This is a genomic window from Kiloniellales bacterium (assembly GCA_030064845.1).
GTDB lineage: Bacteria > Pseudomonadota > Alphaproteobacteria > Kiloniellales > JAKSDN01 > JASJEC01.
In genome coordinates this window covers 21,431-34,066 of record JASJEC010000078.1, presented here as the reverse complement: position 1 = coordinate 34,066, position 12,636 = coordinate 21,431, and the positions used below count along the sequence as shown (strand labels likewise).

The window sequence follows — 12,636 nt, the reverse complement described above, 5'->3', positions numbered from 1 at the left end:
TCTTCCTCGGCCGGTTCGTTGAGGTCGCCGAGGATGAGCCAGAGCGCGCGCTCCGGCTGCGAAAAGCGGCGCTCGACCAGCCGCCGCACCGCCTCCGCCTCCAGGCGGCGGACCGCCCAGGCCGCCGCCGGATCCGGATAGGGCGCCTTGAAATGACAGACGAAAGCGGTCAGCTCGCCGACGGCCAACTCGAGGCAGTCGCGCCGGAAGATCGCATCCTCGGGTCCCAGGACCCGGGAATCGAGACCGAGCGAGGCGGTGGTCTCGGCCGCGTGGCTGGTGATCCGAAGGAACGGCCGGCGGCTCATGGCCGCGACGTTGAGGCCGCGGCCGTCGTTGCCTGGCAGGCAGCAGCGGTGGGGATAGGGCGCCGAGCCGGCGGCGACCAGCACCCGGTCGTGGAAGTGGTCGAGCGTCGCCCGGTCGAAGACTTCCTGGAGGCCGACCAGGTCCGCGTCGGCCTGTCGCAGCACCGCGGCGGTGAGCCGCCGGTCGAGTGGATCGAGCGCTGCCGCCTCGGCCCCCAGGTCCTCGGGAATGTCGGCGTCGCGTGCGCCGTCGAGCCGGGCCTCGCCGCCGCGGCGGCGCAGCCTGAGATTCTGGACGTTGAAGGTCGCAATGCGCACGGACGCGTCGCTCCGCCGGGTGGCTTGCCGATGCCGACGTTGTCAGACTGTTGGACCGGCGCCCCTCTGGCAAGGCGCCGTCTTCGACCTGTCGATCTCGTGCAATTCCGCTATAACCTTGCGCCATGACGCCGCCACCCCCGACCGCCGCCGAAGCGGGCAAGCAGGCCGACGACGAAAAGCGCTTCGCGGAAGCGCGCGGACTGCTGCGGGCCGGACGGTTCGAAGAGGCGGCGCGGATCTGCAAGCGTCTCCTGAAGCGGCATCCGGGTCAGCCGGCGATCCTCGAGCTTGGCGGCCTGATCGCCCTGCAGCGCGGGCAGCACCGAGAGGCCGTCGCCTTGCTTCGCGCGGCGATCGCCGCCGGGCAACCCGAAGCCGGCTTTTACAACAATCTCTCGCTCGCCCTCGCGGGCGCCGGGCTGCGCGAGGAGGCCGTCGAGGCGGCGCGTCAGGCCTGCGCGGCCAATCCCAAGCTGGCCGAGTTTCAGGTCAACCTGGGCAATCGCCTGCGCGCCGCCGGGCGCGCGAGCGCGGCGATCGACGCCTATCGGCGGGCGGTCGGTCTGCGGCCGGATCTCGCCACCGCCCACGTCAGTCTGGGCAATGCCTACGCCGCGGTGGGATCCGGCGCGGAGTCCCGGCGCGCCTATCGCGCCGCTCTGGCCCTGCAACCGGATCACGCCAAGGCCTTCTACCACCTGGCGCTCTCGTCCAAGTCCGGCAAGGCGGCGGTGGACCGGGCGGTCGAGCAACGCTTCCGGGACCGCGCGGCGGGTCATCGTTTGACGGGGCCCGAGGCGGTGCTGATCCATAACGCCCTCGGCTTCCTGGCCGATCTCGAGGGCGCGCACGACCGCGCCTTCGCGCATTTCAGCCGGTCGAACGAGACGGCCAAGGCGGAAAGCCTCGCGCGCGGCAAGGCCTACGACCCCAAGCGGCACCGGGATTCCGTCGATCGGATCATCCGGGCCTTTTCGGCGGAGCGCTTCGGCCGCGAGCACCAGGGCGCCAGCACGAGCAGCCGGCCGATCTTCGTCCTGGGCATGCCCCGGTCGGGCACGACTCTGGTCGAGCGGATCCTTGGCGCGCACCACGCGGTTTCGGCGGGCGGCGAGTTGACGGCGCTGGACGACCTCGCCGCCGGGCTGCGCGGCTATCCCGAGGGCTTCTGGAAGCTCCCCGGCAAGACCCTGGAGGCGGCCGCGGCGGGCTACCTCGCGGAGCTGGACCGGGTCGGCGGCGCCCAGAGCGCCTTCGTCACCGACAAGATGCCGCAGAACTTCCGGCATATTGGACTGATCGCCGCGCTGTTTCCCGCAGCGCGCATCGTCCATTGCCGCCGCGACGCCATGGATACCTGCCTCTCCTGCTATTTCCAGAACTTCGCGCAGGGCAACGCCTTCGCCCAGGACCTCGCCGACATCGGCGCCTACTACCAGGACTACCGCCGCCTGATGGATCACTGGCGGACGATCCCTGCCCTGGACATCGTCGAGGTCGACTACGAAGCGCTGGCCGCCGATCCGGCGGGCGCAACCCGACGCCTGCTGGCGGAGCTGGGGCTCGCGTGGGACGACGCCTGCCTCTCCCACCACAGCGCGCCGGGAACGGTGGCGACCGCGAGTCAGTGGCAGGTGCGCCAGAAGGTTCACGGCCGGTCGGTCGGCCGCTGGCGCGCCTACCGCGCGCATCTGGAGCCCCTGCGCGTCGCCCTGGGACCCTTCGCCGAGTGACCGGCGCTTGTCGCCCCCCACCGAGGCGTGATATGAGACTTTTCAAACAGGGGAATTTTTCCCATTTGGATCAGAAGCTTAGGGCCTAGGTATGAAAACTTTTCGGTTCACGTCTTCGCAGGCCTTGCCGTTCTTTCCGACCTTGGTCTGGGTTCGCGAACTCGCGCCCAGCGACTACGAGCCAATGAACCGGCAGCTCCTGGCCATCGTCGAGGAGATCATCACGCCGCGGCCACCGCTCGAGCCGGGGCAGACCTGGCAGACCCGGAACGACCTCCACAAGCGCGCCGACATGGCCGACTTCCTCGCCTGCGTTCACGCCGCCACCGCCGAGACTCTCGAGTTTCTGCAGGTTGACTATGACAGCTTCGAGGTGACCGGGTGCTGGGGCAACGTCAATCCATCGGGTTCGCCGCACGCCACCCACAGCCACCCGAACAACTTCCTGAGCGGCGTCTACTACGTGCGCGTCGCGCCGGGCGGCGACAGCATCACGTTCCACGAGCCGCGTCCGCAGCTCAACATCATCACCCCCAAGGTCCGGGAGCAGAACAATTTCAACACGAGCCAGGTCAACCTTCCGGTCAAGGAGGGCCAGCTGGTCATGTTCCCGTCCTGGTTCCGCCACTCCGTGCTGCCCAACAAAGCCGAAGTGGAACGGGTGAGCGTCAGCTTCAACATCATGTTCTCGTCGTTCACCGAGACCGTCAGCCCGCCGAAATGGCAGGGTATCGGCTGACCGGGCGGCGGTCCCCAAAGCGAGCGAAGGCAGGCAGACCATGTTCGCCAGTTGCGAAGTGAAGCAGTACTTTCCTTCCTGCGTCTGGGTCCACCAGCTGCAGGACTACGCGGCGATGAACGCCGAGATGATCGGCGCGCTCGGCTCCCTGCGCGAGACATCGGGCTTTCGCAGCGGCGCCGCCGGCTGGCAGAGCCGCGGCAACCTGCACGAGCTGCCCGCCTTCGCGGCGCTGACCCGTTGCATCGGCGCGGCTTCAAAGGGCGTGCTGGATTTCCTCAAGGTCGAGTGCGACGGCTTCGTGATCACCAATTGCTGGGCCAACGTCAATCCGGGCGGTCACAGCCACCAGATCCACACCCACCCCAACAACTTTCTGAGCGGCGTCTACTACGTCGCGGCGGCCGAAGGCTCGGGCGACATCGAGTTCCACGACCCCCGACAGCAGGCCATCGTGCTGCTGCCGAAAGTCAGCGGCTATACGCCCTTCAATTCGTCGAAGCACACCATCGTGCCGCGGGAGGGACAGCTCCTGGTGTTTCAATCCTGGTTCCAGCACCTCGTAAAAGAGAACCGGAGCGACCAGGACCGCATCAGCATCAGCTTCAACATCATGATCAAGGGCCAGATGGGCTACGAGTCGGGCCAAGCCTTTCTCTAGAGCGGATCGGGTTTTCCGGAACCGCGAAACTCTCCGTCACAAGGTGATCCGCTCCCGCCCGCGAGCGCGGCACTTCTGAACGGCAAGCGAAGTCTCGCCGCCGTTAGGTCACGCCGGCCGCCGGCGCCACGGGCCCGCGGGGCGGCGGGTCGCCGGCGCCGAAAACAAAGGAAAGCGCGACATAGCGCTCGCCGCGGGTCACCGGGGTGGCCTCGTGCAAGAGCGAGCAGGAGAAGACGATCGCGCCGCCTCTCGGCGGACGGTACAGGCGGTCGCTGAACTCGGCGAACCGGAGGCAGCCGCCCTCGTAGTCGTCGTTCAGGTTGATGCTGATCGCGAACCGCCGATTCTGGGTCTCTTTCGACGCGTTGTCTCGGTGCGGCAGAAAATAGTCGCCGCGGTGTTCGGTGTAGCAGCCGATGAGAAAGGGTTTCAGAAAGCCGGTCTTGAACTGAAAGGCCTTGTAGAGCTCCGGTACGATGCGCCGGCCCGCAAGTTGCCGCAGCGTCTTGTTGAAGGCCGGTTTCGGCTCATGGTCTCGCCGCTTCTTGATCGCGTGCTGGACGCCGGCGGCGTCGGGGTCTTGGGTCATGTCCGGGTGGCCGGTGATGACCTCGCCCTCGAAGTTGTCGCTCGCCCAGTCCCGGATCAGCCGCTCGCAGAGCGCGTCGTCGAAGACGTTGGGCAGGAGTAGGACCGGCGCCTGCTCGGACAGGACGTCGGGTTGCATCCTCTCTTCGCGCTCGCCGAGCGCCGAAAGCACCGCGGCCGCATGGCCCGTCTGGCCGCTATGCTGGGCGAGGACCCGCTGGGCCGGATCGACGAGCAGGCACTTCGGGCCGAGCGCTCCGTAGCCCTGGAGGATTTTCCCTTCCGGATCCGAAAAGAAGGTGACGGCGTCGCCGCCCTGGAGACCGTCCGGAGCAAGCTCAGTGTCCCGTGACACGACGACGAGATGGGCAGAGCCCGGCGGCAACGCACCGAGGCCGTCGTGCAGCGCCGCCAGCTCCCGGCGCAGCGCGGCGTCGCGCAGCGACGGGCACAGGAACAGCACGACCTTGTTGCCCTTGAAACGGTCGTAGAATTGGCCGAGGAGCCCTTCGGCGGTGGGCAGCCAGAAGTTTGGAGCGCGGTCGCCGCGGTCGAGAGCGCTCAGCGTATCTGTCGTCATGGGCTTTCGGAATCCAACGCCATCTCGCGGCATCGACGGCTGGGCGTTTTCCCTGGCCGTCGCCAAGTGCTAGTGTCCTGCTCGTGAGCATTCCGTAAAGCAATCGATAGCACAACCGTTTAGCCATCATGCGTCAAAACAACCCAGAGCCGGCAAACCTCGCAGGCTGGACGCCGTTCAGCGTGACCATCGGCGGATACGAGGAAGGGGTGCGTTGGCTCGAGCTCGGCTCCAGGCAATTCGACGAACCCTTCTTCGCCGATACGATCGGCGCCGCGCTGCGCCAGCCGGGAGCGCAAGTGCTTCAAACGCCGGCGAAGGCTCTTGAGGGTTTCGCCCAGCGAGCCAGCTGCCTGGACCCCTGCGGTTTCATCTTCCACATGGGGCGTACGGGTTCCACCCTGCTCGCAAAGGCACTGAAAACCCTGCCGTCGGTGCTGGTGGTCTCGGAGCCGCCGCCGGTGAACCAATTGATCGGCTCGCCCGACGGTGACCCCGAGCGCTGGGAAGCGCGGTTTCGCGGCCTGATCGGCGCGCTGGGGCAACCGCGCGCGCCGGAACAGACGCGCTACGTCGTGAAGTACACGAGCCACTGCCTGCTCTCCTTCGCGGCGATCCGGCGGGCCTATCCCCATGTCCCCTGGGTCTTCTTGTACAGAGAGCCGGTCGAGGTCATGGTATCGCTCCTGCGCCGCCCGCCGGGCTGGGCGCGGATAAGCGATCCGGCCGCGGCGGCCGCGCTCGCGCGTGTGGCGCCCCAGCAGGTTGCCGGTCTCAAGCCCGCCGAGTTCTGCGGCCTTATGCTGGGCCGGCTCATGTCAACGGCCCTGGAATCGCGACCCCAAGGCGGCGTGATGATCAACTACGATCAGCTGTCGCCCACCGCCCTGGAGGCCGTTGCCCGTCACTTCGGCTTCGAAATCGAGGCCGCGAACCGAACCGCCGTCGCCGCGGCCTTTCAGGGGCACGCGAAGGACGCGAGCCAGCCTTTCGTTCCGGACTCCGAAGAAAAGCGGCGTCAAGCCACCGCGCAATTGAACGCGCTTTGCGAGGCCTGGTTGCGCGCGCCTTACAAGGCACTGGAAGCTGTGCGGCTGCGCCTTGGCTAGGCGACTGCCGTGAAGCTCTGGGGCATCATCTGGCTGGCGTCCTATCCAAAGTCGGGAAACACCTGGCTGCGCGCGTTTCTCGCCAACTACATGTGCAACCGGGACAGCCCGCTGCCGATCAACGAACTGATCGGCTACGCGCTGGGCGACGGGTTCCTGGTCCATTACGAACGCCTGAGCGGCCGGAAGGCCGAGGAGCTGACGCCCGAGGAGGTCGCGCGGCTGCGCCCCAAGGTCCACGAATGGTTCGCGACCTCCAAGAACCAGACGGTCTTCGTCAAGACCCACAACCTGATCGGCCGGGTCGACGGTTCGGACCTGATCACCCCCGGCGCAACCGTGGGCGCGGTCTACGTGGTGCGCAATCCGCTGGACGTGGCCGTCTCCTACGCCCACCACTACCGCATCACCCTCGACGAGGCGGTCGATGCCCTGTGCCGGCGCGACCACGTCGTCCCCGGCAAGGCCAGGGCCCTGCCGCAGTACCTCGGCAGCTGGTCGCAGCACGTCAGAAGCTGGGTCGAGGCTCCAGGCCTCGCCCCCCACGTGATGCGCTACGAGGACATGTCGGACGCGGCCGAGCAGACCTTCGCCGCGCTCTGCACCTTCCTGCGCTGGCCGGACGAGCCCGAGCGGCGAAGAAAAGCCGTCCGTTTCAGTGGCTTCCAGGAGCTTTCCGGGCAAGAGAAGGGCACGGCCTTCAAGGAGCAGCCGGCTGGCGCGAGCACGCCCTTTTTCCGCCAGGGCAAGAGCGGGGCCTGGCGGGCCAGCCTGACCGGCGACCAGATCGAGCGGATGATCGCCACCAACGGGCCGACCATGCGCCGTTTCGGCTATTTGACCGAGTCGGGCGAACCGCTGTAACGCTTGACCCCGCGAGCACGGGGCTTTAAGGGGCTCCTGTGGACAGCCAGTTCCTCACGTTTCGCGAACTAATCGCACCGATAGATCCGCACGAGTTCTTTGCGGACTACTATGGCAAACGTTTCCTGCACATTCCGGGGGACCCGGAGAAGTTCACACAGGTCTTCTCCTGGGACCAGCTCAACGATCTGCTCGGCATGTCCACCTTGTGGACCGACCGCTCCTTCGAACTCGCACTCGACGGCCGCCTGCTCAAGTCCGAGGAGTTCTGCTACCGCTCGCTGAACCGTGAGGGCGGCCCGGCCATGAAGCCCGAAGTCGGCCGGGTCCGGGCGCTGTTGCGCGAGGGAGCGACCCTGGCGCTGGATTTCGTCGAGCTGCTTTCGCCCCCGCTGCGCTCCGTCGCTCAGACTCTCGAGACCGTGACCGGCGCCCAGGTCTGCGCCAGCCTGTTCTGCTCGTGGAAGGCGACCCAGGGCTACGGGTCCCATTTCGACACGCAGAACGTCTTCGCCTGCCATATCGCCGGGTCGAAGACCTGGCACATCTACGAAGGCCGCATGGTCAATGCGGCCGACTACCCCGGCGGCAACCGGCAGAGCTTCTCCGACCGGCATCACGAGGCGGCCAAGGGCGCGCGCGTCGCCGAGATCACCATGAACCCAGGGGACCTGCTCTACATTCCCCACGGCCAGTATCACGACGCCCTCTCGTCGTCCGACGCCTGCCTGCACGTATCCTTCGGTGTCATGCATCTGGTCGTTCAGGACTTCCTGGAGGCTCTGCTCAAGGACCTGACGAAGGACCCGATGTTCCGGGAGCATCTGCCGCACATCGACGAGAGCGAATCCCACGGGGTCTTCCTGGAGCGGGTCGCGGACCGGCTGGGCGAGATCATCCGCCAGCCGGTAATCGCCAGTCAGCTCCGGGACTTCATGGGCAAGGCGGCCTTCGAGCGGGTGGCGGACTTCAACCTGCCGGCGCGCGACGACGCGGGGCGGTTCCGGGTCCGCTGGCGGCGCAAGCAGTTGCACCGCGACGGCGACGCATGGCGTTTGACCGGAGAGAATGTCTCGCTAGCGCTCGATGACGAGGAGGCGCAGACGGCGCAGTGGATCCTCGAGCGGGATTTCTTCTCAACGCGGGCCCTGCGCCAAGCTTTCGAGACGCTCGATCCGGGCCGCGTGGCCAACCTTCTGGAGCGCATGCAAAGAGCCGGGCTGGTCGAGCGCATCTAGCGCCCACGGTCGGATGGGACCGTTTCCAGAATCCTCTACGGGCGTTCGGCGGCGTCGCTCAACCCTCGGAAAGAAAAAGGGGGGCGGAAAATCCGCCCCCCCTCGAAAGGTTCGATCGAATTCTCGATCAGAACTTGTACTTGAGACCGACGATGCCGTAGATGCCGTTCGCATCTTCTTTGCCAATAGTGCCGGTACCGGTGTTGTCGCTTTCCCAATCGGCGTAGAGCACCGAGAGAGAGGCCGTGATGCCCGGGCCCACAGCGTAGGACGCACCGGCCTGAAGAGCCATGAGCTCATCGTCGCCGGACACGTTTGTGGCAGTGGCGCCGGTATCAAAGCCCGAACGGCCTTTGACCTGGCTCTGGAACCAGGTCAAGCCAACCGCCCAAGGGCCCTGGCCGTAGGAGACACCGGCGTCGTAGCCCCAGCCGTCGGTCGGCCGGCCACTGTCCTCGACACCGAGCGAGGTGCCGATGGTCACGCCGGAGAAACCAACGTTGAGGCCGGCGCTGTACTGCCGGAGGTTGGTGTCGCTGTTGTCGAAGTTGGTCGACTCACCACCGGCGTTATCCTCCGGACCCTTGGCCCAGCGGTAGCCGCCGGCCACGGCCAGATCGACCGGACCGAGGGTGTTCACGTAGTTCACGCCGACGGCGATGCCGTTGCTGAACTCCGTGTCCTGGTCGGCCTGGACCGGGAAGTTGGCGCCGTCACCGCTCTCGGAGACCGTCGGCGCGTAGGTGGCGCCGATCTGGAAGCCAGCGAAGCGAGGCGTGAAGTAGGTGATCACGTTCTCGTCGTTGTTCCAGTCCAGGTAGGTCGAGAGACGCGGCGTACGGAAGCCGCCACCGCCGGTGTTCGCACCGTCGGACGGGATGAACGTCGAGAGCCAGCCCGAGTTGATCGGCGCGCCGACGTTCGGAGCACCGTACTGCATGAGGTACGCCGCCGAGTTCTCGGAACCGATGTTGACGCGGCCGAAGCTGCCCGAGATGTAAGCGAAGTCTTCGTCGATCACGTCGGCGGTGCCGCCGCGGTCGCCGGCGCCGAAGGATTCCAACTGGATGTTGGCACCGAAGGTGATGCCGTTGTCCAGGGTGGTCTCACCGACGAACCAGACCTCGCCGTCGCTGAACAGACCGGCCGAGTTGTAGTCGGTGTCCTGGTCACTGTCGAGACCACCAGCACCGAAGAACTGGTTCATGTAACCGCCCAAGCTGAGCTTGATGCCTTCCTCGGCTTGCGCCGCGGTCGACCCCAAAGCACCAGCAGCCACGAGGGCGGTCGTGCCATAGAGTAGTTTCTTCATAGCTCCAAAGCCTCTCTACGTAGAAACCGTTGGGAGTTCCGCCCGCTCTCCCCAAGCGAATCAGCCCTGTTCCGCTTGGAGAAGTGAAAACGAACGGAAAACACGACCCGCAGGGCACGGGACGCAGGGCGAGTAGGCACGATCATCTCTTTATGGGTCAAGTATGCGGCCCCGATCGCTGTGACATTTCACTCGCACTGTTGCGCAGATGCCACAATCGGCGCGCTTCTCTTAACGAGCGACCGCGATCCGTTAACTTTTGACCCGGCTTCGGTCCTCGGCCAGGGTCCCGTCTTCTCGCAGATAGCCGAGTCGGACCAGGAGTGCGCGATTGCGGCTGACCAGCGCCTCGACCTGATCATCGGTGAGAACCTCGCGCCAGGCGCCGGCGGCGCCGCTGCGGAAGAAGGCGGTCTTGTCGTCCGGGCGGGCCTCGACGAAACGGGTCTCGCGTTCCTGGGCGGAGAGCTCGCCGAAGGAACTGAAGCGGATCGCGCGCCGCAGCCTGGCCGGGTCTCTGCGAAACCCGAGGAACTTGGTCAGGCGGCCGAAGGTCGCCAGCGGCTTCTTGAGCATGTCCTCGTAGTGCATGAGATGGAGCGTCAGACCCGGGGCGTCGATCCAGCTCCGCACGTGGCCGGACCAGGACCCCAGGTACTGCGGCAGCAGGCCGCTAGTCGGCGGCAGGCAGTAGTTCTCCTCGCCCAAGGACTCGACGGCGCGCGCGTAGTCGACCTGATAGTGGTGCGCAAAGGACACCGCCACGTCCATCGGGTTGCGGACGACGTAGATCGCGCCGACCGTGGCGCTGGGCGTGATGAGCGGCGCGCCGTCGACCTGCGCGATCGCGTTGTGGGTCTTGACGAAGACGTCGTTCTGCGACGACTCGGCGAACCAGCGATGGATCGCCGGCCGCAGGCGCGCAACCTCGGTGTCGGTCAGCTCGTCGGACTTGCGGCCCGTGAACTGCTCGTAGTGGAGCAGCATGTTGTCGCCCAGGATGTGGTTGGGCAGGTCGTTGATGGCAACCGGCCGCCGGGCTTCGGTCAGGTAGTTGGCGAGGAAGGCGCGCAGCCAGGTGTTGCCTGACTTGGGATAGGACGCCAACCAGATTATCCCGGACATGCCTCGACCAACTCTGGAGCGCGCCTCGAGAGCGATCGGCCCCCGAGCGACGTGGAGGCCTGTTTAGTGGATGGCCCGGGGCGGCGCAAGCGAGCGGCGGCGCCCGCCCGACCCAAGCCGAACTTGCGGCAGCCCGGCGTCTTGGCCATACTCCGGCGCCTCGCAGGGCGCGCCGCGGGAGTGAGTTCCGGGCAGGCGACCGGCGCCGCAAGTTGATTCCCAACGGAGCTCCGATCATGACAGAGGCCGCACGCAATCGGCCCGACATCGGCGAGGAGTTCGCCGCCGCCCGATCCCGACAGGCGGCGGGCGAGCTGAACGAGGCCAAGGCCGCTTACGGCGCGATTCTGGCCAGGGTGCCCAATCACCCCGAATCCCTTACCATGCTGTCGTCGATCGCCTACCAGCAGGGCGACGACGTCCAGGCCGAGGCCTATATCGACCGGGCGATCGCCGTCTACAAAGCCGTAGTCCAGCAGATGCCGCAAATGACCAAGGCGCGGGGGCCCCTGGTCAACCTGCTGCTCGCCAGGGGCCGCGTGCAGGAAGCCGAGAGCTATGCGGCCGACCTGGAGCTGACCATCAACCCGGTCCGCTCGACTGTCGCCGACTTCAGCCGCCGCCGACGCATCGGCAAGGAGCGGGGCTTGCCCGCCATGCTGATGAACACCCTGCCGAAATCGGCGAGCGAGAGCATCTGGAACAAACTGGCCGAGGGCCTGACCCTGGGTCAGGGCCACATTTCGGTCGGCCTTTTTCCCGATTGCTGCGTCGTCCCGATCCGCGTGAAAGCCGCCTGTGAAGGCGGCTTCATCGCCAAGGAACACCTTCCCGCCACGCCGTTCAACATCAAGTGCCTGGCCGACGGCGGCTTGACCCGCATGGTCTGCCACGTCCGGGACCCGCGGCAGGCCACCTTGTCCTGGGCACACTTCGTCCGCGACGACGTCAGCATGAGACTGATAGCGCCGATCTGGCGCAAGACCGTGCCGCCGACATCGGTCGACAAGGCCGATTTCGCCGGCTACGTGGATTGGTGCATCGAGCACTACCTGCCTCTGCTGATCGATTTCCTGCGGGGATGGACCGCGGTGGAACAGGATCCGCAGCGGCAGATCGAGGTCCTCGTGATGACCTTCGAAGAGTTCCTCGCCGAGCCGGACGACTATTGCGCGAGGGTCCTGGACCACTACGGGATCGACGGGACCCTTTTTCGGTCCGGCGCGGAGTCCGAGGTAGTGCATTTGCGCAAGGGCCAAGCCGAGGAGTGGCGCGGCGTCTTCAGCGCGGACCAGCGGGCGCGCGCCTGGAAGCTGATCCCGCGGGAGCTCGCCGAGCGGTTCGGCTGGTCGAAATGACACCGGGCCGGCGTCCCGGCTAGACGCTGGAACTCTGCGGCCCGAGGCGCTATTTTCAGCGTCAAGGATCGCGATAGGGGCACAGGTGTGCCGGAATCGCGGCAATAGGAGTGAGCCCATGACGACCCTTACCGTTTGGCGGTCGACGTCCGCACTGGCCCTGGCCGCGATGATGGGTCTGCTCGCCGCCTGCACTGGCGAGGAGACGGTCTACCCGCAGTCCAACAACCGTGTCATGGCGGGCAACCGCACCGCCTACGCGGAGAACGATGACACGATTTTCGGGCCCGGCGGCTTGGACTTCTTCGGCGGCGGCGACGAAGTGGCCCCGGGCGGCGGCGGCGGTATCGGCGTCAATTCCTATCTATGGCGCGCTTCGCTCGACACCATCTCCTTCATGCCGCTCGCGTCGGCCGACCCCTTCGGCGGCGTCATCATCACCGACTGGTACAGCCCGCCGGAAGCGACCCGCGAGCGCTTCAAGGTAAACGTCTACATCCTGGGTCGCGATCTGCGGGCCGACGGGCTGAGGGCCGCCGTGTTCCGGCAGCGTCAGGACACGCTCGGCAACTGGGTCGACGTCCAGGTAGACAATCGGACCGAGATCGACTTGGAAGACGCGATCCTGACGAGGGCGCGACAGCTCAGGATCGCGGCGGCACAGTAGGCTCATTTCCCGGCAATCCAGGATCAAAGG

The 12,636-nt window shown here is 66.5% G+C and carries 12 protein-coding genes; 8 read left to right on the top strand and 4 right to left on the bottom strand.

Annotated elements, in window-relative coordinates; translation table 11 throughout:
• A partial coding sequence (locus QNJ67_19990) for an endonuclease/exonuclease/phosphatase family protein (protein MDJ0611266.1) occupies positions 1-626 on the bottom strand: 626 nt, incomplete at its 3' end.
• A 125-nt stretch (positions 627-751) separates the two neighbouring features.
• Here QNJ67_19990 and QNJ67_19985 point away from each other — a divergent pair.
• The 3 genes from QNJ67_19985 (at position 752) to QNJ67_19975 (ending at position 3,762) form a co-directional block, all read left to right on the top strand.
• Positions 752-2,362, top strand: a complete 1,611-nt coding sequence (locus QNJ67_19985; protein MDJ0611265.1) for a sulfotransferase — start codon at positions 752-754, stop codon at positions 2,360-2,362.
• Between the two features lie 91 nt (positions 2,363-2,453).
• Positions 2,454-3,101, top strand: coding sequence for a 2OG-Fe(II) oxygenase family protein (locus tag QNJ67_19980; GenBank protein ID MDJ0611264.1), 648 nt, complete (start codon positions 2,454-2,456; stop codon positions 3,099-3,101).
• Between the two features lie 40 nt (positions 3,102-3,141).
• The gene (locus QNJ67_19975; GenBank protein ID MDJ0611263.1) at positions 3,142-3,762 is read left to right on the top strand and encodes a TIGR02466 family protein; all 621 of its coding nucleotides are present in this window, start codon (positions 3,142-3,144) and stop codon (positions 3,760-3,762) included.
• A 103-nt stretch (positions 3,763-3,865) separates the two neighbouring features.
• On the opposite strand, the gene QNJ67_19970 is transcribed toward QNJ67_19975, so the two are convergent.
• Complete coding sequence (locus QNJ67_19970) at positions 3,866-4,933, bottom strand: 2OG-Fe(II) oxygenase (GenBank protein MDJ0611262.1); 1,068 nt, start codon at positions 4,931-4,933, stop codon at positions 3,866-3,868.
• A 128-nt stretch (positions 4,934-5,061) separates the two neighbouring features.
• Here QNJ67_19970 and QNJ67_19965 point away from each other — a divergent pair, with 128 nt between their 5' ends.
• Genes QNJ67_19965 through QNJ67_19955 form a run of 3 tightly spaced genes read left to right on the top strand, consistent with a single transcriptional unit; the run spans position 5,062 to position 8,144 of the window.
• The gene (locus tag QNJ67_19965; GenBank protein MDJ0611261.1) at positions 5,062-6,042 is read left to right on the top strand and encodes a hypothetical protein; all 981 of its coding nucleotides are present in this window, start codon (positions 5,062-5,064) and stop codon (positions 6,040-6,042) included.
• A 9-nt stretch (positions 6,043-6,051) separates the two neighbouring features.
• The gene (locus QNJ67_19960; GenBank protein ID MDJ0611260.1) at positions 6,052-6,906 is read left to right on the top strand and encodes a sulfotransferase domain-containing protein; all 855 of its coding nucleotides are present in this window, start codon (positions 6,052-6,054) and stop codon (positions 6,904-6,906) included.
• Between the two features lie 38 nt (positions 6,907-6,944).
• Complete coding sequence (locus QNJ67_19955) at positions 6,945-8,144, top strand: cupin domain-containing protein (protein ID MDJ0611259.1); 1,200 nt, start codon at positions 6,945-6,947, stop codon at positions 8,142-8,144.
• 127 nt (positions 8,145-8,271) lie between these two features.
• Here QNJ67_19955 and QNJ67_19950 read toward each other — a convergent pair whose 3' ends face one another.
• The gene (locus QNJ67_19950) at positions 8,272-9,456 is read right to left on the bottom strand and encodes a porin (protein MDJ0611258.1); all 1,185 of its coding nucleotides are present in this window, start codon (positions 9,454-9,456) and stop codon (positions 8,272-8,274) included.
• A gap of 252 nt (positions 9,457-9,708) precedes the next feature.
• Positions 9,709-10,581: a sulfotransferase domain-containing protein gene (locus tag QNJ67_19945; protein ID MDJ0611257.1), complete on the bottom strand. Its 873-nt coding sequence runs from the start codon at positions 10,579-10,581 to the stop codon at positions 9,709-9,711.
• Between the two features lie 236 nt (positions 10,582-10,817).
• Between QNJ67_19945 and QNJ67_19940 the strand changes: the two genes are divergently transcribed.
• Positions 10,818-11,939: a hypothetical protein gene (locus tag QNJ67_19940; GenBank protein MDJ0611256.1), complete on the top strand. Its 1,122-nt coding sequence runs from the start codon at positions 10,818-10,820 to the stop codon at positions 11,937-11,939.
• A 118-nt stretch (positions 11,940-12,057) separates the two neighbouring features.
• On the top strand, positions 12,058-12,606 hold the full coding sequence (locus QNJ67_19935; GenBank protein MDJ0611255.1) for a DUF3576 domain-containing protein: 549 nt from the start codon (positions 12,058-12,060) through the stop codon (positions 12,604-12,606).
• Positions 12,607-12,636 lie beyond the last annotated feature (30 nt).